This is a genomic window from Sphingobacterium sp. MYb382 (genome assembly GCF_037572665.1).
Classification (GTDB): domain Bacteria; phylum Bacteroidota; class Bacteroidia; order Sphingobacteriales; family Sphingobacteriaceae; genus Sphingobacterium.
Window position 1 is genome coordinate 108,736 of record NZ_JBBGZT010000012.1, and the last position, 20,735, is coordinate 129,470.

The 20,735-nt window shown below is 41.0% G+C and carries 16 protein-coding genes; 10 read left to right on the forward strand and 6 right to left on the reverse strand.

Annotated elements, in window-relative coordinates:
- Nucleotides 1–7: 7 nt before the first annotated feature.
- Complete coding sequence (locus tag WH223_RS05660; RefSeq protein WP_340046564.1) at nt 8–916, forward strand: glycerophosphodiester phosphodiesterase family protein; 909 nt, start codon at nt 8–10, stop codon at nt 914–916.
- 13 nt (nt 917–929) lie between these two features.
- A complete protein-coding gene (gene glpT / locus WH223_RS05665) occupies nt 930–2,270 on the forward strand; it encodes a glycerol-3-phosphate transporter (RefSeq protein ID WP_340046565.1) in 1,341 nt (446 codons plus the stop codon).
- Nucleotides 2,271–2,343: 73 nt separating this feature from the next.
- On the opposite strand, the gene WH223_RS05670 is transcribed toward glpT, so the two are convergent.
- Nucleotides 2,344–3,060, reverse strand: coding sequence for a DsbA family oxidoreductase (locus tag WH223_RS05670; protein WP_340046566.1), 717 nt, complete (start codon nt 3,058–3,060; stop codon nt 2,344–2,346).
- A gap of 177 nt (nt 3,061–3,237) precedes the next feature.
- Here WH223_RS05670 and WH223_RS05675 point away from each other — a divergent pair, with 177 nt between their 5' ends.
- From WH223_RS05675 to WH223_RS05690, 4 genes are all read left to right on the forward strand, one after another.
- Nucleotides 3,238–3,798: a helix-turn-helix domain-containing protein gene (locus WH223_RS05675; protein WP_340046567.1), complete on the forward strand. Its 561-nt coding sequence runs from the start codon at nt 3,238–3,240 to the stop codon at nt 3,796–3,798.
- Nucleotides 3,799–3,906: 108 nt separating this feature from the next.
- Complete coding sequence (locus WH223_RS05680; RefSeq protein WP_340046568.1) at nt 3,907–4,566, forward strand: class I SAM-dependent methyltransferase; 660 nt, start codon at nt 3,907–3,909, stop codon at nt 4,564–4,566.
- A 25-nt stretch (nt 4,567–4,591) separates the two neighbouring features.
- A complete protein-coding gene (locus tag WH223_RS05685) occupies nt 4,592–4,804 on the forward strand; it encodes a heavy-metal-associated domain-containing protein (RefSeq protein WP_340046569.1) in 213 nt (70 codons plus the stop codon).
- 68 nt (nt 4,805–4,872) lie between these two features.
- A complete protein-coding gene (locus WH223_RS05690) occupies nt 4,873–7,530 on the forward strand; it encodes a heavy metal translocating P-type ATPase (RefSeq protein WP_340046570.1) in 2,658 nt (885 codons plus the stop codon).
- A gap of 42 nt (nt 7,531–7,572) precedes the next feature.
- Here the strand turns inward: WH223_RS05690 and WH223_RS05695 are convergent, their stop codons facing one another.
- The 5 genes from WH223_RS05695 to fabV all read right to left on the reverse strand — a co-directional run bounded on the left by WH223_RS05695 (nt 7,573) and on the right by fabV (nt 13,883).
- Entirely contained in the window at nt 7,573–8,541 is a 969-nt protein-coding gene (locus WH223_RS05695) for an NAD(P)H-quinone oxidoreductase (RefSeq protein WP_340046571.1), read from the reverse strand.
- Between the two features lie 4 nt (nt 8,542–8,545).
- Complete coding sequence (locus WH223_RS05700) at nt 8,546–11,296, reverse strand: outer membrane beta-barrel protein (RefSeq protein ID WP_340046572.1); 2,751 nt, start codon at nt 11,294–11,296, stop codon at nt 8,546–8,548.
- 143 nt (nt 11,297–11,439) lie between these two features.
- Nucleotides 11,440–11,967: a ferritin gene (locus tag WH223_RS05705; protein ID WP_340046573.1), complete on the reverse strand. Its 528-nt coding sequence runs from the start codon at nt 11,965–11,967 to the stop codon at nt 11,440–11,442.
- A 164-nt stretch (nt 11,968–12,131) separates the two neighbouring features.
- The gene (locus WH223_RS05710; RefSeq protein ID WP_340046574.1) at nt 12,132–12,539 is read right to left on the reverse strand and encodes a hypothetical protein; all 408 of its coding nucleotides are present in this window, start codon (nt 12,537–12,539) and stop codon (nt 12,132–12,134) included.
- A 144-nt stretch (nt 12,540–12,683) separates the two neighbouring features.
- Nucleotides 12,684–13,883: an enoyl-ACP reductase FabV gene (gene fabV / locus WH223_RS05715; protein ID WP_340046575.1), complete on the reverse strand. Its 1,200-nt coding sequence runs from the start codon at nt 13,881–13,883 to the stop codon at nt 12,684–12,686.
- 310 nt (nt 13,884–14,193) lie between these two features.
- On the opposite strand from fabV, the gene WH223_RS05720 reads away from it, so the two are divergent.
- The 4 genes from WH223_RS05720 to WH223_RS05735 all read left to right on the forward strand — a co-directional run bounded on the left by WH223_RS05720 (nt 14,194) and on the right by WH223_RS05735 (nt 20,681).
- Nucleotides 14,194–17,367 (forward strand): SusC/RagA family TonB-linked outer membrane protein, encoded by a 3,174-nt coding sequence (locus WH223_RS05720; RefSeq protein WP_340046576.1) that lies wholly within the window; start codon nt 14,194–14,196, stop codon nt 17,365–17,367.
- Nucleotides 17,368–17,373: 6 nt separating this feature from the next.
- Nucleotides 17,374–18,921, forward strand: a complete 1,548-nt coding sequence (locus tag WH223_RS05725) for a SusD/RagB family nutrient-binding outer membrane lipoprotein (RefSeq protein WP_340046577.1) — start codon at nt 17,374–17,376, stop codon at nt 18,919–18,921.
- Nucleotides 18,922–19,052: 131 nt separating this feature from the next.
- Nucleotides 19,053–20,231, forward strand: a complete 1,179-nt coding sequence (locus WH223_RS05730) for an AIR synthase related protein (protein ID WP_340046578.1) — start codon at nt 19,053–19,055, stop codon at nt 20,229–20,231.
- Between the two features lie 9 nt (nt 20,232–20,240).
- A complete protein-coding gene (locus tag WH223_RS05735) occupies nt 20,241–20,681 on the forward strand; it encodes an ATP-dependent zinc protease family protein (RefSeq protein ID WP_340046912.1) in 441 nt (146 codons plus the stop codon).
- Nucleotides 20,682–20,735: the final 54 nt, after the last annotated feature.

Consider the following 20,735-nt stretch of genomic DNA (forward strand, 5'->3'; position numbering starts at 1 on the left):
GAGATAAATGAAACATTTAGAAAAAACACTACTAATTATTGCAAGTAGCCTAGCCTTGAGCTGCTCTATTCAAAAAGAAAACCTTAACCATGCTGAAAGCCATCCATCGTTCTCTTATGAAGGGCACCGTGGTGCGCGCGGCCTATACCCGGAGAATTCTATCGGTGCTATGAAGGTGGCTATTGATTTGCCTAAGGTGACGACCTTGGAGATGGACTGTCACATCACGAAAGACAACAGAGTCGTTGTCTATCATGATCACTACCTGAATCCTAAATTTGTACAGTACACTAATGGGAAGCCTCTTCAAGGGATCGACGACAAAGGATTAATCTATGCCTACACTTATGGTGAACTGGGTAAGTTCGATATTGGCACAAAATACTACACAGATTTTCCTGAGCAGAAGAAAGTAAAAACCACAATTTCTTTACTTTCCGACTTAATCGACGAGGCGGAAAGCTACGCCAAGGAAAAGCGTAAAAAGCCCATGTTCTACAACATAGAAACGAAAAGTAAAGACGGCAAAGACGGTGAATATCATCCTAGCCCTCAAGAATTTTCGGATCTTATCTTACAGGTGCTTACAGAAAAAGGAATCGTTGCACGAACAGTTATACAGTCTTTTGATAAGCGTACAATCCAATACATCAACAAGGTATATCCGCAGGTTAAACTATCATACCTCATAGATGCCAAGAACGAACAACCTATTCAAGAAATTATTGACGAATTGGGGTTCACTCCTTTTATTATCAGTCCTAACTTTAAACTAGTGACCAAAGCTTTTATGCAGGAAGCGCATAAACATAACATCAAGGTTATTCCTTGGACTGTCAATGACAAGAATGAAATTCAACGCCTACAATCCCTTAAAGTGGATGGTATAATTAGCGACTATCCAAACCTTTTTTAACCTTTTATCTTGCATGTTAAACTTTTTTAAACCAGCGGCTCATCAGCCGCAACTACCTGCTAACCGTATTGATCCGGAATATAAAAAGCTACGCTTTCAGGTCTTCTTAGGTATTTTTCTAGGCTATGCTGCTTATTATTTTGTGCGTAAGAACTTCTCGTTTTCCATTAAAGACTTACAGGACAACCTAGGCTATACGAAGGCACAACTGGGCTTTGCCATGTCTGCCCTATCGATTGCCTACGGACTTAGCAAGTTCTTTATGGGCAATGTATCGGACCGTAGTAATGCTCGTTACTTCTTAGCTACAGGACTTATACTATCGTCGTTAACAATGATTTTCATGGGATTCTCGAGCTTTGCTACTTCTTCGGTAACGATTATGTTTATCCTTCTTTTCATCAATGGATGGGTACAAGGAATGGGCTGGCCTGCATGTGGACGTGTGGTTGTACACTGGTACTCGACGAAAGAGCGCGGCACAGCTATGTCGATTTGGAATTTAGCACACAACGTAGGTGGATTTCTAGTAGGTCCCTTAACCATATGGGGTGTGGAGCTCTTTATGGATTGGCAAGCGCGCCTTTACTTTCCGGGTATGGCGGCTATCGTGGTCGCTTTCATCAGTATATTGCTTATTAGAGATACCCCACAATCCTGTGGACTGCCACCTATTGAAGAGTATAATAATGACTATCCGAAAAGCTATACTGCAGAGCAAGAGAAAGAACTGAGTGCCAAGACGATTTTCTTTACTTATGTGCTCAACAATAAGATGCTTTGGTTTATCGCTATCGCGAATGCTTTCGTCTATCTGGTGCGTAATGGAATCATCAACTGGGCGCCTACTTTTTTACAGGAAGCCAAACATTTTTCCGTCTCGGAAGCGGCTTGGTCAGCTTCCTTCTATGAGCTAGCCGCTATTCCAGGTACTATATTGTGTGGTGTACTCAGTGATAAAGTATTTAATGGGCGTCGTGCCCCCGTAACCATTATCTACATGACGCTTACACTGATAGCGACCTATGTATACTGGACCGCAACAGGCGATAACATTTGGGTGGTTAACATCTCACTATGGGCAATAGGTTTCTTAATCTATGGGCCAGTGATGCTTATTGGTGTACAAGCGTTAGACCTTGTCCCTAAGAAAGCAGCAGGAACCGCCGCCGGATTAACAGGGTTATTTGGCTACTTTATTGGTGACCTACTGGCAAATGCGGCTTTAGGCTCTATCGTTGATAAGACGGGTTGGAATACGGCATTCGAGGTGATATTAGGCGCTTGTGTGCTCGCTATTTTCTTTACCGCCTTAACTTGGAAAAGAGAAAAAAAGCTGCTGCTAAGTAAATAACCTATTGTCCCATCTATAGCAGAACAAGACATCATTAAAATAAAAAAGGGAAGTTTAAAACTTCCCTTTTTTATTATTCACAGCCTTCCGGACCGCAACTAGGTCCTTCAACTACTTCTAAAGTCTTATTTACATTTTCTTTTTGCCATTCGTCGAAAGCTTTATGCATCGTTTGGCGAAATACTTCTTCGTCTTGTGCTCCCGAAATACCATACTTGCGGTTGTACACAAAGAAAGGTACGCTACGCACGCCTATCTGTTGAGCTTCATAGATATCCTCACGCACAGCATCCTGATAGGTACGTGCATTTAGTTCTTTCTCTAACGTGTCGGCATCTAAGCCTAACTCTAGCGCTAGCTCCTTCAATATAGCGATATCGTCGATATTCTTACCTTCGGTGAAGTAGGCTCTGAAAAGGCGCTCTTCAGCAGCATCTTGCTTGCCCTGTTGCTTCGCGTAGTGTGAGAACTCCTGCGCACGGAAACTATTAGCAACAACAGCTTTATCAAAATCGAAATCTAAGTCTACTGCTTTCGCCATCGTAGCCACCTGATCACACATCGCTTTAGCCTGTTCCACAGGCATATTTTTGCTAGATGCCAAATAGGAATATGTTGTCTCTTGCAGATTTGTCTCTAAGTCAGGATTCAGTTGATAACTTTTCCATTCTAGCGTCACTTGGTCAGCAAAAGGAAGGTCTTTTAAGACAGCTTCATAACGTCGCTTACCAATATAACAGAAGGGACACATGATATCGCTCCAAACTTCAATTTTCATTTTATTAGCCATTGCATTTATTTTTCGACAACAAAATTACGCATTCAGTCGTAAACATGCGTTTTATCGAGCGAAATATGACGATAAGAAAAGATAAAAGATGCCCTTGGTAATCTTGATGTCAGATCTTCTCATAATTTTCGCATCACTTTCTTTTTTTGTACTTTTAACTCATTATTACTTCTCTCCATGGAATTATTTGTAAAAAATATGGTGTGCGATCGTTGCTTGATGGCTGTTAAAAATGAATTTAACAAGCTTGGGCTTACGGTATTGTCTATGGAGCTTGGCAAGATAAGTATCCAAGAAGAAGATATAAGTTCCGTAAAGGAAGACCTAGCCCAAAATTTGGAATCTCTGGGTTTTGAGCTTATGGTCGACAAAAAAACACAAACAGTAGAGCGTATAAAAAATCTTATCGTGGAGATGATTCATCAAAACAATGAAAATCTACGCACCAACCTCTCCCAATACTTAGCAGAAAAGCTTGATAAAGACTATAACAGCTTAAGTAGCCTTTTCCGCGAGGTGGAAGACTCCACCATTGAAAAGTTCTACATTAGTCAGCGTATAGAAAGAGTTAAAGAACTGATCAGCTATGATGAGCTCAACCTCAACGAAATTGCGTTGCAGCTTCATTACAGCAGTGTGGCCCACTTGAGTAGCCAATTCAAAAAAACAACAGGCTTCTCTCCTTCAGCTTTCAAAAAGCAAACGGCAACAAGCCGTGTTCCTCTAGACAAATTGTAAAAGTTAGTTTTTCGCTAAATTATATAAACCATCCTATAAATTATATAACATTTCCGACTGTTGATTGTTGACCTTTGTATTAGGTTTAAACGTTAACATCAGCTCGCTATGACTCCTTCGGAAAAGCTTAAAGAAATTGCTAATCAGCTGCGCCATCCCCACGGAAGTAAGGGAATGGAGATGGCGACCATGATGCAAGAGACGAATGCCAACATGACGGCGCAAGCGATATCAGCATTGGCGATTGGAACTCATGATGCTATTTTAGAAATCGGTCATGGTAACGCTGCACATGTCTTAAACTTATGCAACACCTACCCTAGCATACACTACCAAGGATTAGAGGTTTCCACACTAATGCATGATCTCGCAAAAGAAAACAACCTAAAGCTAATCGACGAAGGTCGTGCTGCCTTTACGTTGTATAATGCCGACTCGCCTCTTCCTTATGCGAACGACACATTCGACAAAATATTTACGGTAAACACGCATTATTTTTGGGAAGAACCGCGCCTCATGTTTGCGGATATATACCGTGTATTACAACCGAGGGGGGCTTTTGCGCTTACTTTCGGACTCAAGCATTTTATGCAAGAGCTCCCTTTTACAGCCTATCACTTTAAGCTTTATGAAGTTGAAGAGCTTCAAGAAATGGCGGTGACTAGTGGATTTAAAAATCAGGCTTTCCTACAAGATACAGAACGCATACCGAGTAAAACAGGCGAATGGGTAAATCGTCAATTTGCAACCTTAGTTTTCATAAAATAGATAACATCAATTAAAATATACCACAATGAAAAAATTATATAAAATTCTAGGCATGACTTGCAACGGCTGTCGTGCTACCGTAGAGGATAAGCTTAACACCTTGTCAGACGTTCAAGCTAATGTAAACTTAGAAAGCGGAACGGCTGAAATTGATATGTCCAGCTATTATAGCTTGGATGAGTTGCAAGCGCAGCTTGGTGTAGACAGTCATTATTCCATTTTGGAAATGGATGCTTAAAAGCTAAAGGTCGCCCTTATGCTGACTGAAATAGCTTAAAGAAAAACACAACAATAGGATAAATAATAATGAATAAACAATATAAAGTTTTAGGCATGACTTGTGGAGGTTGTCGTTCCACCGTCGAAAAACAACTGAATGCCTTGCCTGGTGTTCAAGCGAATGTAAGCTTAGAAAAAGGCACTGTAGACTTAACCATGGATCAAGATTACAGCCTTGATGATCTTCAAGCACAATTGGGTGCCGGCAGCCACTACTCCATCGTTGAGCTAGACTCGACAGCAAAGGCCAAAGAGGTAACCATTGATGATTCTCCGAGTAGCACCTACATCTGTCCGATGTTTTGTGAAGGACATGACCACAGCTATACAGAAAAAGGTAGATGCCCGGTTTGTAACATGTTTTTAGTTCCTATAGAGTCTTTAAAAGATAAGCCTCAACATGGGCATCATCATGTTTCAGCTCCCCCAATGCAGGCTAACGCCTCTAATGCGGGCAAGTATTATTGCCCCATGATGTGTGAAGGTGATAAAATTTACGATGAGTTTGGTTCCTGTCCAGTTTGCGGGATGAACTTGGAGAAAATTCCAGCACTAACACTTAAGGTGGAATACAGCTGCCCGATGCACCCCGAAGTTGTGCAGGACCATCCCGGCAACTGCCCAATCTGTGGTATGGACCTTGTGGCCAACCAGATTGATGAGGAAGGCGACGAAGTATACGCAGGTTTAAAGAAGAAACTATGGATTAGTATTGCTTTGACCTTACCTGTTTTCTTGTTGGCGATGGGCGATATGCTCCCTGGAGCTCCCGTTAGTCAGGTGATATCACCAAAGACAAATGGATGGATACAGTTTATACTGACCATACCTATTGTTTTTGGTACCTGTTGGATGTTTTTCCAACGGGCGTGGACTTCCTTTAAAACTTGGAACCTAAATATGTTTAGCCTCATAGGCCTCGGTGCTGGAGCGGCTTTCGTATATAGTGTTATTGCGCTACTCTTCCCGCAGCTTTTTCCGGAAGAGCTGCTTGGCCACCATGGTGACGTAGCCCTCTACTTTGAGTCGGTCGGTGTTATCCTAACCCTTGTGCTGCTAGGGCAGGTTATGGAGGCCAAAGCACATTCTAAAACAAACACCGCGGTAAAGGAGCTTATCAAGCTATCGCCTGCGGAGGCTATTTTAGTGAAAGATGGTGTAGATACAAAAATCGCCGTATCGGCTATTCAAGTAGACGACACCTTGCGTGTACGTCCTGGGGATAAAATCCCGATTGATGGTGTTATTTTGGAAGGATTCAGCAGCATTGATGAGTCTATGATTACGGGAGAACCTATTCCAATGGAAAAAACAGTGGGTGACGACGTTATCGGCGGCACGATTAATGGCAATCAAACCTTCTTGATGCAGGCTAAGCATGTAGGTGGAGCGACGCTATTATCTCAAATCATACAATTGGTGAATGAGGCTAGCCGTAGCCAAGCCCCTATTCAAAAGCTGACGGACAAGGTATCGCGTATTTTCGTTCCTATCGTTATGTTCATCGCTGCCATCGCATTTGTTGCTTGGTATTTCAGCGGCATCGACAATCATATAGCCTTTGCCTTCACGAATCTATTGGCCGTTCTGATTGTAGCCTGCCCATGTGCTTTAGGCCTAGCAACACCAATGTCGGTGATGGTGGGTGTCGGCAAGGGTGCGAAAAATGGAATTCTGATTAAAAATGCAGCAGCCTTAGAGCGACTGCAAAAAGTAGATACCCTTATCGTCGATAAAACAGGAACATTAACAGAAGGTAGACCTAGTGTTTCCAACATCAGCGTCGCTGAAAATGGAAATTTTAAAAGTCAAGATATTTTACAAATTGCGGCTTCCATCAACAATAGCAGCTCTCACCCCTTGGCCGAAGCTATGGTAAAGCAAGCTAAAGACGAAGGCCTAGGCTTATTGGATGTACACAATTTCGAGAACATCACCGGTAAAGGTGTATCTGGAAAAATACACCATATGTCGGTATTGCTAGGTACGAAGAAGCTTATGGAAGAGGAAGGCGTGGAATTGCCGGAGAGCCTGAAAACAGAAATTGTACAAGCACAAAAACTGGGTAACAGTATTTCTATTGTTGCCGTGGATAAGCAGTATGCAGGTCTTTTAACGATTATCGACCAAGTAAAAGCAAGTAGCCAAGAAGCCATTAAGCAAATTCAAGAGCAAGGCATTGAGGTGTATATGTTTACTGGCGACAATGAGCATACCGCAAAAGTGGTGGCCGATAAAACGGGAATCCACCATATCAAAGCGAATATGCTTCCTGCAGACAAACTAAATGAGATAAAAAAACTACAACAAGAAGGCAAAGTTGTTGCGATGGCGGGCGATGGTATTAACGATGCCCCTGCTTTGACACAAGCTGATATTGGTATCGCTATGGGAACAGGTACTGACATTGCCATTCAAAGTTCGGAAGTTACCCTCGTGAAAGGCGACCTCAAAGGTGTCAATAAAGCCATTGTACTGAGTCATAAAATGATGCGTAACGTCAAACAAAATTTATTGTTTGCTTTTCTATACAATGTGATTGGAATTCCTATCGCAGCGGGTATTTTATACCCTAGTTTTGGCATCTTGATGTCGCCAATGATTGCGGCGGCAGCGATGAGCCTAAGCTCTGTATCGGTTATTTTGAACTCGCTGAAGCTCAATGCAGCCTCACTAGACCATTAATAAAAATGGGCGCTAATTTTAGCGCCCATTTTTATTAATGGTCTAAACTACAAATACCAACTTTCCTAGAAAATCGCCTTCCTCCATCTGCGTATGTGCCTGCACAGCTTCATCAAAGGTGTATGTCTGATGAATTTGCGGACGAAAAGCATCCCCCATCAAAGGCCAGACGGCATTCCGAATTTCTTGTGTAAGCTCCGCTTTAAATGCGGTATCGCGCGCACGAAGCGTGCTCCCCGTCACCTGAATTCGCTTCTGCATCAGCTGCATGATATTCAACGTTACCTTTGCTCCTGCCATAGCATTTATCTGTACCAGCCTACCATCAGGTTCTAAAAGGGTCAGGTGTTTTTCAAAGTAAGAGCCACCAATACTGTCTAGCACAACATGCACAGGCTTGCCTTTAAGGGCTTCCACAAAATCTTCCGTTTTATAATTGATTGTAATCGTTGCACCAAGTTTTTTGCAGAAATCTGCTTTCTCTGCACTGCTAACGGTAGTATATACCTGCGCACCGAAAGCCTTTGCCAATTGAATTGCCGTAGAGCCTATTCCGCCAGATCCCCCTTGAATTAAAATACCTTCATTGGCTTTCAGCTTCCCTCTTCTAAAGACATTATCCCAAACGGTGTATACCGTTTCTGGCAAACAAGCGGCTTCAGCAAAGCTGAAACCTTCGGGAATAGGTAAGCATACGGCTGCTGGAGCCTTCACATATTCGGCGTAACCGCCCCCAGCAATTAAACAACAAACGGCATCGCCTAACTGTAGGCCGCTAACATGGCTACCAAGCTCAACAATAATACCCGATACTTCTAATCCTGGAATATCCGCAATAGCCCCTGCTGGCGCAGGATAACTACCTTTACGCTGAATGACGTCCGGAAAATTAATACCGGCAGCCTTCACCTGTATTAAAACCTCCTCCGTGCCTATAGTCGGCTTCTCACGCTCCTGAACAGCCAACACCGATGGTGCTCCTGGTTCGCGCATAACGACAGCTTTCATCATAGTTTTATTTTTTAGGGTATTTTTGCAACCTTATATTTAAACTCACCATAAAGTAACGTCCCAATCGGTTGTTACGTGCTTCATATAAATCGTTACCTATATACTCACTGTAGGTACCCATATTTTTATTTTGGTCTAACAAATCGTACCCTTGAATACGGAGTAGCGCCATTTTATTACGCAAGAAAGAGACCTCTAGGTACGCATTGATAGTCGTCGGGTTGTTATTCATAAAGCTACTTTCGTAACCTACATTAAAACGCTGCGACATCTCCGCCCCTAGTGTGACATAATCACCAATATAACCTTTGGTAGCAGCACCAAGCAACACACTTTGTGCATTGATGGTATTTGTAAAAGGCCATGTATAATGGGCGTTGTTCATCAGGTAGTTTCCATTAAACACCGATTCAAAATAGTCACTCCATGAGTAACGTACCTGCACAGATTGAGAATAGACAAACTGTTTAGTGGTGTTACGCTTATCATTCACGTAGGCCAAATTGTTGTAATAATCTGTGTTTCCCACAACATCTAGCTGTACATTTTCGCTGAACAGCGGGGTATTAAATAAGAAATACCACTTCAAATCATAGTAGCCATCGGTATTACGGAAGGTCGTCTGTTGAATGGTAGAGTTAAGAATCGCTTTTTTATCGGATACAATTTTGTTCGTTACAAAATTATAAGCAAAATTAGTCTCGAAATACTGACCTCGTGAGGTTATAAATCGCCTAAACATGGTCGTAATACGGTTGGAGAACTCCGCTTTCAAATTCGGGTTTCCCACAATAATATTTTGTAGGTTGGTATTATCCGTTACCGGGATGATGTGTAAGAAGCTTGGCTGATTATTCTTACCGACATAGTCGACACTCCAATCTGTTTCTGGATTAAAGCGCCATTTAAATCCTGTGGTAGGTACCAGATTCACATTGGAATATTCATATACCTGATCATCATTAGGCAAATTACCACTCAACACAATAGGCTGCACTGCAAAACCTACATTCGCCCGAAACTTCTTGTTCGGGGTATATTGATAGTTCAGTCCCACACGGCTGCTATTGAAGCTATAGTTATAATGAACGCCTAAGGAATCGACAAAGTAAGGCGTACCCAATTCTGCCGTTTTCAACTTATCCTCCACTTTACGCAAGGTATACATATTCGTCATTTCGTAATCGTAAACGATTTCCAAAAGGCTTGCTGGAGAAAAAGGCTCGATATAAGAAACAGAGGCTTTCACCCCATTGCTGCTATTATTTTGCTGAACAAATAGCTCCTGCGATACATTGGTACGTCTAGGATTAACATGTGACGAATCAATTAACAGGTAGCCATCACTCACATCTTCTGTCTTATCTTGACTATTAAAATTAACAACGAAGCTACCCAATAATTTACGACCTGGCTTTTTAAAGGCTTTGGCATAAACGATATCAACATCCAAGTTGGGACTTTCCGTCAAGGCAGTATCGCGGTAAGTACCAAAAGTAAATACGCGATTGTTGCTAATGAGTCGTTTTTTTGTATTCCCTGTGTATACGCGATTGTAGGACAAAGTAGGTTTAACCTCTAGGACATCATTATTCTTAAAACGATGCTTAAATTCTGTGGCGAACTTATGAAAATGATCGTCATTATTACGCTGATAATTTTCTTCGTTAGAGATCGTATTACCTACGTAAGAAGATCGCAAAACGGAATTACCTTGCGTTACATTTTCACGACGTGTATAACTGTAGTTAGTACTAAACTGTGTTTTTTCGGCAAGGTTGTCCGCAAAGCTAATGCCTAGCGACTTTACATTATTGAGCCCATCTGTAGGATCGACGAAGTCCATCACATCCATCAATGACTTTTCACGCTCGCCGGCTCCATTGGGAGAGCCGAAAGAAAAAAGACTTGTATTCGTGTTATTCACAGAGCCCAAAATAGAAAGCTCTTGCCCATCATTAAAGCGATTGAGGCCGAGGCTCCCCAGATAACGGTCGCGCGTTCCCCCTCCGGCAGTAACCTGACCAAAAGAAATACGCTTACTATCCTCCTTCAGCACAATGTTTAGCACCTTCTCTGGTTCTTCATTACGCATCCCCTTATCGGTAGCATAATCGCCATAATAGTTAATGACTTGTACTTTACGGATGAAATCGGCCGGCAAATTCCGTGTCGCTGTCAGCACATCACCACCGAAGAATTTTTTACCATCGACCTGTACGGAGGAAATGGCCTTCCCATAGGCATAAACAGTACCATCACGAGCCACCTGTATGCCGGGGAGTTGCTTCAAAGCCTCTTCGAGGAGAGAGCCTGTTCGAAACTTGAAGGCATCCATATTATATTGAATGGTATCTTGCGAATAAACGACGGGTATTGTTTTAACGATATACACATCTTCAATCAACGAATTCTGTGGTTCAAGAATCACATTCGGGATTAAGATATTATTTGACTCAGTGGTTACGGGGAGCGTTTTAGAAAATATCTTATAGCCCAACATGCTACAGGAAATCCGTAGGTTGGTTCCTTTCACATTCTTAAAGCTATAATAACCTGCTGCCGAACTGATCATCAATAAGGTATCCGAGCTGGTGGTTAAGCGTACAGTAACCCCCTTGAGGCTTACTCCGGCGGTATCCAACACATAGCCGTGCACTTGCTTCAAATGTGGCTGAGCATCAGCAATACCCCAGTTACAAAGCACCAAGCTACAGGTCAACAGGAATAATATCAGATGCTTCTTTCTTGACACAAAAACGTTTCTAAAACTCCAAAGCTCAATATACAAAAAACTCAGGAAAGACTAAGCTAAGAACGGCAAAATAACAGCTTTTCGTATAAACAAAAGCGGGTTGTCTCGTTGAGACAACCCGCTTTCCCTATTATGGGGTATTTTTATTCACCGTCAAAGGTAACCTTTACTAAGTGTTTGTCAATTTCCCAACGTCCAGTACCGTCTTCACCGATAACATCGAACAACTCAAGGATACGACGTGCTACGTATTCTTCTTCTACTTGTTCCGCTAAGAACCATTGTACGAAGTTGAAAGTAACATAGTCTTTGCTTTTCGCACATTTATCAGCGATATTGTTGAATTGCTCTGTTACGAACATCTCTTGCTCCAATGTTTGTTCGAAAACACCACGGAAAGAATCAAAGTCTACTGGGATATTAGTAACCTCAGGAGAGATAGCACGACCACCACGGTTGCTGATGTAGTTAAACAATTTCAACATGTGTGTACGCTCTTCGTCTGCTTGTTTAGCGAAGAATGAAGCTGAATTATCTAATCCTTGGTCATCACACCAAGCAGACATCGCTAAGTATAGTGCAGACGCATGTGCTTCAACCTTAACTTGTGCGTTTAATATATTTTCGATTTCCTCTGATAAAGATGATTTCAATTTTAATAGATCTTTCATATCTTTTATTTCTTAAGTTCTTAAATTATAATAAAGCCAATACGAGCTCAGCCTTAACTCTTACAAAGATAATGCAGAAAGTGACGAAAGTCATGAAAAATATACAATACAAATTCAGTCTAAATTAGACGAACAAAAAGGTAAGTTATTTGGAATCAATACAATTAAAAGACAAGAACTGCGTCACGGCGAAGTAACTTCTTAAGCTCACTATTAAACTCAATCATAAATTTAGAGCCGGCTAAGATCTCTCTTAAGTTTAAAATATCTTGTACAGACAACATAAAACAACGATCTGTACGGTGTGGCATAACAAGTTCGAAATCGGAAGTGCGCGAAGTATCAGCAAGCATAGCTTCTACATTGATGGAGTCAATACGCTTCTTGAAAAGGAAGAAGTCGGAAACCTTAAAAGCCGTCGTGGTCTCATTAAATTCTAACCAATAGCAATTCTTACGGCTACATTGATATACCGCTCCATGCACTGATGAAAAAACCTCTTCTACTTCTGCTAAAGGACAAACCATCTCTATCTTCTTGTAATGTTGTTGCGCAAATATAGAGCTTATCAAGATTTAATCCAAATAAAAAACCACAATTAGCAAAATGAATATATAGCACAGCGAATTGCAGCTAAATTGGGGGAACAGCACAAAAAAAAGCAGATAACCATGGTGGTTATCTGCTTTTAAAATAAAGTATATTAGGTATACTACTTATGCTTGGATACTTGGCACTTGTACCAACTCATCCGATTCAGCTTCGTAATTTACCGCATCAAAGTTAAATCCAAATAAATGGAAGAACTCATCTCTGTATCCTTCGATGTCAGAAAGCTCCGCTAAGTTTTCTGTTGTGATTTGCGTCCATAAAGCCGCTACTTCAGCCTGTACATCAGCGCGCATTTCCAAATCGTCAACACGGATTCTTCCTTGTGCGTCCAATTGAAGGTCTGCATTATTGTATAATCTTTCTGCGAATAAACGTTGCATCTGCTCGATTGTACCTTCGTGGATACCTTTCTCTTTCATTACTTTGTAAAGTAAAGAGATGTATAAAGGTACTACAGGGATTGCCGAGCTTGATTGTGTAACCAAAGCTTTGTTTACCGAAACATAACTAACACCACCTAAGTCACTCAACAAATCGTTAAGCACAGGAACAGTAGCTTCTAAATTGTCTTTAGCACGACCGATTGTTCCGTTTCTATAGATAGGGTATGTAAGCTCAGGGCCGATATAAGAATAAGCAACAGTTTTAACGCCTTCAGCAAGAACACCAGCAGCTTTCAAATCTTCAATCCAGAATTTCCAGTCTTCACCCCCCATTACAGCAACTGTATGCTCGATATCATCCTCGTTCTCGATAGGCTGAATAGAGATATCAGAAACAACACCTGAGTGGAAGTCTACCGTTTTATCCGTGAATGGCTGAGCAATAGGCTTCAAAACTGAAGCATGTGCAACACCAGTTTTAGGATGTGTACGTCTTGGCGAAGCCAAAGAATAAACAACTAAATCTACTTGACCAAGTTCTTCTTTAATTAAAGCGATAGTTTGCGCTTTGATCTCATCAGAAAAAGCATCACCATTGATACTCTTTGCATATAACCCAGCAGCTTGTGCTTCTTTTTCGAAGGCTGCAGAATTATACCAACCAGCCGTACCTGGTTTGCCAGGAGCAGCAGGTTTTTCGAAGAAAACACCAATTGTAGCCGCTTGCGAACCGAATGCCGCAGTAATACGAGATGCTAAACCAAAACCGGTAGAAGCACCAATAACTAAAACTTTCTTCGGGCCATCTTTAATTTCTCCCTTTGATTTGACGTATTCTATCTGTTCTTTAACATTTTGCGCTGTTCCTTCAGGATGCGAAGTCAAGCAGATAAAACCTCTTACACGTGGTTGTATAATCATATCCTTTTATTGTCTATTCAAAATAACGATGCAAAGTAACTAAAATTAATACAATAATGGCAAAGTTACAATACACTTTATGCACATAGCGCTGAAAAAGAACCTTTTTCAAAAAAACATAAAATAGTTAATCTATTAATAAGGTGGATTTAATATATTTGCACTCTCAAATTAAAAAAAACATGCATACGGATATACACACATGCTTTGTAAAACGAATGTCACTAGGAGATTAAACGACTGTTTTTTTCTCCTATAATCCTTATTTATTCGTTAAACAACCCAGTTTTTCACTTTTTATTTCATACCTATGAATACAAAAATTCATACTATACTTGTTATCTTATTAACTTTTTCGAGCCAGCTCCTTTTTGGGCAGCAAGCGGTCAATGGTCGTGTGGTATCGAACAACAATGAAGCGCTAGCAGGCGTTACGCTTACTTACGCCAATGGAAGCACACAAACGGCTGCGGATGGTGTTTTCCACTTAAACTTCACTTCTTTTCCGCAAACAGTTACTATTTCTTACCTCGGTTATGAGAAACAAACTCTCCAAATCGTTGATAATCGTCCGTTAACAATTAACCTTGTACCTAGTGCTAATTCTATTAACGAAGTGGTGGTTACCGCTTTAGGTATTTCCAGAGAGAAAAAAGCCTTAGGCTACTCGGTACAAGAGGTGAAATCTACGGAATTTCAAACACGCCCAGCAAATGCTATTAGTGCTATTTCTGGTAAAATAGCTGGTCTACAAGTTATCTCGTCGGGAGGTAACATGGGCGGATCTAGCCGCGTACTAATTCGTGGTATCAACTCTATCGCAGGAAATAACCAACCGCTTTATGTGATCAACGGTACGCCTATTGATAACGGAGACTTCAACAACTCTTCAACGGTAAACGGTAGCGCTGGTAAGGATTTAGGAAACGTTATTCAGGATTTAAACCCTGATGATATCGAAAACATATCGGTATTGAAAGGTCCTTCGGCAGCAGCTTTATACGGCTCACGTGCAGCAAACGGCGTGATTTTAATCACTACAAAAAAAGGAACTAAAGGTGATAAGGTCGAAATATCCGTTAATACAGGCCTTGATTTCGAAAATATTGTACGTCTACCGAAAAGACAAAAACTTTATGGTCAAGGTTATTCCACAACATTTGCTAATGCAACGATAAACGGACAGAATTTTAAAATTGTTGACTACGCATCTGACGAAAGCTGGGGGCCAAAATTAGATGGTACGCCGGTTTTACAATGGTATGCTTTAGATCCAGAGAGTCCAGAGAAATACTTAAAAGAGACACCTTGGGAATACCCAAAACACGATGTATCGTACTTCTTCAAGACAGGTATTTCAAATAGCAACAACATTTCTTTAAGTGGCTCTAGCGGTGAAACCAACTACCGTCTATCCTATACCAACAAAAATGTAGGTGGAACAACGCCTAACGCATCGCTAAATAAAAACACCTTAAACTTAGCTGGTAGTACACGTATTGGAAAATTAGTGGTTAACTCCAACTTGACCTACGTGAGAACAGGCTCTACAGGTAAGCCGTGGACAGGTGCTACCAACCGTGGTATCATGTTGAACGCCTTTCAATGGGGTGGCGTACAGGTAGACTTTAAAGAATTATCCAACTATAAACGTGCCGATGGCACACAAATTTCGTGGAACAGAACAAGCTTTGACAATACTGCTCAAGGGGAAGCTACACGCTTCATTGACAACCCATACTGGGCCGCTTATGAAAGCTACTTAGAAGAGAAAAGGGATCGTTTTTATGGAAACTTCGGCTTAACCTATGAAGCAACAGACTGGTTAACAATCGGAGCACGTGTACATGGTGATATTTCCACCTTTGACACGCAAGACCGTATTGCCGTTTACTCGCGTTCTACGTCTCAATATGAAGAGAATAGCAATAAGCTTAATGAATACAATTACGAGTTCCTAGCAACAGCGAAGAAAAACTGGCAAGATATCTCGTTAATTGTTAACGTTGGTGCCAACCTTAGAGATCAACAAAAACAAATAAACAACGCGATTACACAATCGGGCTTGACTATTCCAAATTACTACAATTTAAAGAATGCTGCATCTGTACTTGTTGACAACAACAAATACCATAAGCGTGTAGGCTCTATTTATGGAAGTGCATCCGTAGGTTATAAAGATTTTCTTTACCTAGATGCTACCATCCGTAATGATAGATCGTCTACCCTACCTATCCAAAACAACTCATACGTGTACCCTTCGGCGACAGGAAGTTTCGTATTTAGCCAGTTAGATGCTGTAAAAGAACTTTCGTGGTTATCCTTTGGTAAAGTACGTTTAGGTTGGGCGCAAGTGGGTAACGATACCGATCCATATCAATTGTATAAAGTATACAAAGCACAACAATCTTTTGAAGGCCTTCCTTCCTACGCTTTACCAAAAACACTTAACAATGCTTTGTTAAAGCCTGAGATGACTAAATCATGGGAAACAGGTATCAACCTACAATTCCTTAAAAATAGAATTGGTTTAGATGTTACTTATTACAACAACAACTCACATAACCAAATCTTACCTGTACCTGTATCACAAGCTGTTGGTTATGAGTTTAAGGTCTTAAATGCTGGAAAGATAAACAACAAAGGTATTGAGGTTACGTTAAATGCAACACCTGTTAAGACGGATTCTTTTGAATGGAACAGTACCATCAACTGGTCAAAAAACAGAAACAAAGTGGTTGAGTTGGATGAACTTGTGAACACCTTGACTTTAAGCAGCACCTTAGTAAGCTTAGTGGCTCGTGAGCAAGAGTCCTATGGTCAGATTTTAGGAACAGACTTCGTGTATGCTCCGGATGGTCAACGCGTTGTTAAAGCTGATGGAACCTACATGAATACGACACAATTGGTGCCCTTAGGTTCTGTATTGCCAGACTACTTATTTGGTTTCCAGAATCATTTCCGCTACAAGAACTTCAACTTCGGTTTCTTAATCGATGGTCGTGTAGGTGGTAAATTCTTCTCGCAAACCTATAAAGTGGGTATGTATGCTGGTATTCTTGATAAAACAGCTGCTAATAATGTACGTGAGACTGGCGTTGTCTTAGACGGTGTAAAAGCCAATGTAGACTTCCATTCTGATGGAACCTATACAGTTAGCAATGCGACGAAAAACGAAACCAATGTATCCGCACAGCAATGGGCACGTAACGAGTACAACGGCCCTACGGCATTCTCTGTGTTCGATGCAACCTTTGTAAAACTACGTGAAGTAACTTTCGGTTATACCATCCCACTTAAGCCAAACAAGTTTGCTAAAAACTTAGGTGTATCCGTTTACGGCAGAAACTTATGGAATATTTACACGAAGAGTAAATACATCGACCCAGAGGCTACGAGCGGCAGTGGTAATGTTCAAGGTATTGAAGGCGGAAATATTCCGACACCTCTATCTTACGGTTTCAATATTAACGTTAAATTCTAGTTTACGATGAAAATTTTCAATTCACTCTCTTATATATTTGTCGGTGTGTCCAGCTTAGTAATCAGCAGCTGTTCAGACAGCACATTTACAGACATCAATACCGACCCAAACAATCCACCTGCGGTACCTACGACGACATTAATTGTCAACGCACAAAAACAGGCTATAGATGCTATCCGTAGTGAAGGCATCAACTTGCGTGGCGCGCAATTGTTTTCGCAGTTTTATGCGCAAAATATTTATACAGATCCTTCACGCTATATCATTCCGACGAGTGCGTCGGATGACTTCTGGAAAGACTCTTACTTAGCTTTGAATAATATCAATGAGATTGTCAAGCTGAATAGCGATGAGAAAACAAAAGCTATCGTGAGTGCTGGTACGGCAGGTACAAACAGCAATCAGATTGCAATTGCACGCATCCTAAAATCATTTGTATTCCATCACCTAACGGATGTTTTCGGAAATATCCCTTATGAATCTTATGGTAATAAGGATCCTGAATTTCAGGCTTTGCAGCAAAATCCAGATAACTTAACACCTAAGTATGCTAAGCAAGAAAAAATATACTTAGATATTTTAAACGAATTGGACCAAGCGGCGGACACCTTATATAAGTATCAAGATCAAAATACCTTCGGTAAGGCTGATGTCATCTTCCAAGGGAATAATAAAAAATGGTATAAGTTTGCCAATAGCTTACGTCTACGCTTGGCAACACGCATCCTCAGCAAATCTAACACGATTGCTAAGCAACATATTGACGACGCTATAGCGCAAGGTGTATTTACATCCAACAGCGACAACGCGGTTTTTAACTACTCCGCAACATCGCCTAATCAAGCACCTCTGTTCAAGGCTACAGTTATTGCCAACCGTAAAGATTTTGCAGTATCCAACGTAATTGTAGAGACATTGACTGGTAAGCGTGGTCCTTTTACAACGCTTGACCCTCGTCTAGCGAAATACAGCAATAAAAATGATGAAGATAAATATGTAGGTCAGCCTTACGGCCTTCCACTAGAAGCAGGTAACGTATTACCATTTAACAAAGTTTCTTTACCAGGAACAATCGTTAATGCAGCCAACTTTGGCGAAGTGCTTCAAGAGTATGCTGAAGTAGAATTCTTAATCTCCGAATATAAAAACTGGGATCAAGACCACTACGTAAAAGGCGTTAAAGCTTCGCTTGAAAAATGGGGCGTAGCGCCTGCCGACTACAGCGCTTATGTGCAAGCATTACCAGCGGCAACACAAGCAAATGTGTTAAGCCAAAAATATATCGCCCTATACACGCAGGGTATTGAAGGATGGACAGAAATCAGAAGAACAGGCTACCCTAAATTCTTAGTGAAGAAAGGTGACCTGCTATGGAAAGGACTTGTTGGTGGCGTAGAAAAAAGCTTCTACTTCACACCTGAATTTAGCGATGCTATTCCAAATAGATTAGTATATCCATTGAACGAGCAACGTACAAATAGAAACAACTACCAGGAATCCTTGGCACAGCAAGGCGATGATGTTATCACGACAAAATTGTGGTGGAATAAATAAGCAACACCAGCTTCCTTGTTCGTGGTTTATCCTTATAAAAAGCCCAATATCTACAATGATATTGGGCTTTTCTCGTATTTATCATTTTGGATTACTAGAATATCATTGGGTTTATTATTTTTGCATACGAGATGTCAGATTTAAAATACAACCAAAGAGGTGTATCCGCTGGGAAAGAGGATGTACACAACGCAATCAAGAATATTGATAAAGGGGTATTCCCGCAAGCTTTTTGTAAAATCGTACCCGATATTTTAGGGGGCGACGAAGCTTGGTGCAATATTATGCATGCCGATGGCGCAGGTACAAAATCGTCCTTAGCATACGCTTACTGGAAAGAAACAGGTGATATCTCCGTATGGAGAGGTATTGCGCAAGATGCCATCATTATGAATCTAGATGATTTATTATGTGTTGGTGCTATCGACAATATCCTTTTATCATCTACCATTGGTCGTAACAAAAACGTTATCCCTGGAGAGGTTCTTGCGGAGATTATCAATGGAACGGAAGAAATTTTAAGTCAACTTCGTGCTTTAGGCATTGGCATCCACTCTACAGGTGGAGAAACAGCTGATGTAGGCGATTTAGTACGTACCATCATTGTAGATAGTACAGTTACCTGTCGCATGAAGCGTGAAGATGTTATCTCTAACCACCGCATCCAAGCAGGTAATGTTATCGTTGGTTTGGCTTCTTATGGTCAAGCGACTTACGAAACAGAATATAATGGCGGTATGGGTTCCAACGGATTGACGTCAGCACGTCATGATGTATTCCACAAATATATCGCAGAGAAATACCCAGAGACTTTTGACCCAGCTGTTCCTTACGATTTAGTTTTCGCTGGTGGCTGCAAGTTGACGGATTTAATCGATGTAGAATCAGGAGAACAAATTACTGCAGGTAAATTGGTGCTCTCCCCTACACGTACGTATGCGCCTGTTATCAAATCTATCTTAGATAAATACCGTTCTCAGATTGATGGTATGGTACACTGCTCGGGTGGAGCACAAACAAAAGTGTTGCACTTCGTAGAGAAAGTTCATGTTATTAAAGACAATCTTTTCCCTATTCCGGCGTTATTTGATTTGATTCAAAAACAATCGAATACAAGCTGGGAAGAAATGTATAAAGTATTTAACATGGGACACCGTATGGAGCTTTATGTATCCGAAGAAATTGCGGCTGATATCATCGCTATCTCAGAATCATTCGGTATTCCTGCTCAAATTATAGGCCGCGTAGAGGCTGCAGAAAAGAAAAAAGTAACTATTCGCGCCAATACGGGTGAGTTTATATACGAATAAGTTTTGAAAGTGCCGAAAGAAAAGCGTATCATTGGAAGCATAGAAACGGTAGACCTGCCCGAGCTGGGCCTGTTCCGCATCTATGCTAAAATTGATACTGGAGCAGAAACTTCGGTCTTACATTGCGAAGGTTTTGAAGTTTTTGAAGAAAAAGGTCATCGCTATATACGTTGTTATATCGATGCCCACCCTGAGAAAGAGCAATCAGAGATTCAGCAGTTTGTTTTCCCTATACATCGCGAACGGGTAATCAAGAGCTCTTTTGGACAAGCAGAGACTAGACATATATTTTTAACAAAAATAAAATTATTCGATCAAGAATTCGATATTAAGCTCTCCGTAAGAGATCGCTCATCGATGGCATACCCGATGCTATTGGGTAAAAATTTTATAAGTGGAAAGTTCTTAGTTGATGTTGCTAAGAAACACCTAGCCCGAGGAAACGGCTAGCATCAATCCCACAATCTATACATAAAAAAACAAAAATTCTAAATAAAGTATTCC

Coding starts and splice junctions, on each gene's coding strand:
- WH223_RS05660 (WP_340046564.1), top strand. CDS start 8: ATGAAACATTTAGAAAAAACACTACTAATTATTGCAAGTAGCCTAGCC.
- glpT (WP_340046565.1), top strand. CDS start 930: ATGTTAAACTTTTTTAAACCAGCGGCTCATCAGCCGCAACTACCTGCT.
- WH223_RS05670 (WP_340046566.1), bottom strand. CDS start 3,060: ATGGCTAATAAAATGAAAATTGAAGTTTGGAGCGATATCATGTGTCCC.
- WH223_RS05675 (WP_340046567.1), top strand. CDS start 3,238: ATGGAATTATTTGTAAAAAATATGGTGTGCGATCGTTGCTTGATGGCT.
- WH223_RS05680 (WP_340046568.1), top strand. CDS start 3,907: ATGACTCCTTCGGAAAAGCTTAAAGAAATTGCTAATCAGCTGCGCCAT.
- WH223_RS05685 (WP_340046569.1), top strand. CDS start 4,592: ATGAAAAAATTATATAAAATTCTAGGCATGACTTGCAACGGCTGTCGT.
- WH223_RS05690 (WP_340046570.1), top strand. CDS start 4,873: ATGAATAAACAATATAAAGTTTTAGGCATGACTTGTGGAGGTTGTCGT.
- WH223_RS05695 (WP_340046571.1), bottom strand. CDS start 8,541: ATGATGAAAGCTGTCGTTATGCGCGAACCAGGAGCACCATCGGTGTTG.
- WH223_RS05705 (WP_340046573.1), bottom strand. CDS start 11,967: ATGAAAGATCTATTAAAATTGAAATCATCTTTATCAGAGGAAATCGAA.
- fabV (WP_340046575.1), bottom strand. CDS start 13,883: ATGATTATACAACCACGTGTAAGAGGTTTTATCTGCTTGACTTCGCAT.
- WH223_RS05720 (WP_340046576.1), top strand. CDS start 14,194: ATGAATACAAAAATTCATACTATACTTGTTATCTTATTAACTTTTTCG.
- WH223_RS05725 (WP_340046577.1), top strand. CDS start 17,374: ATGAAAATTTTCAATTCACTCTCTTATATATTTGTCGGTGTGTCCAGC.
- WH223_RS05730 (WP_340046578.1), top strand. CDS start 19,053: ATGTCAGATTTAAAATACAACCAAAGAGGTGTATCCGCTGGGAAAGAG.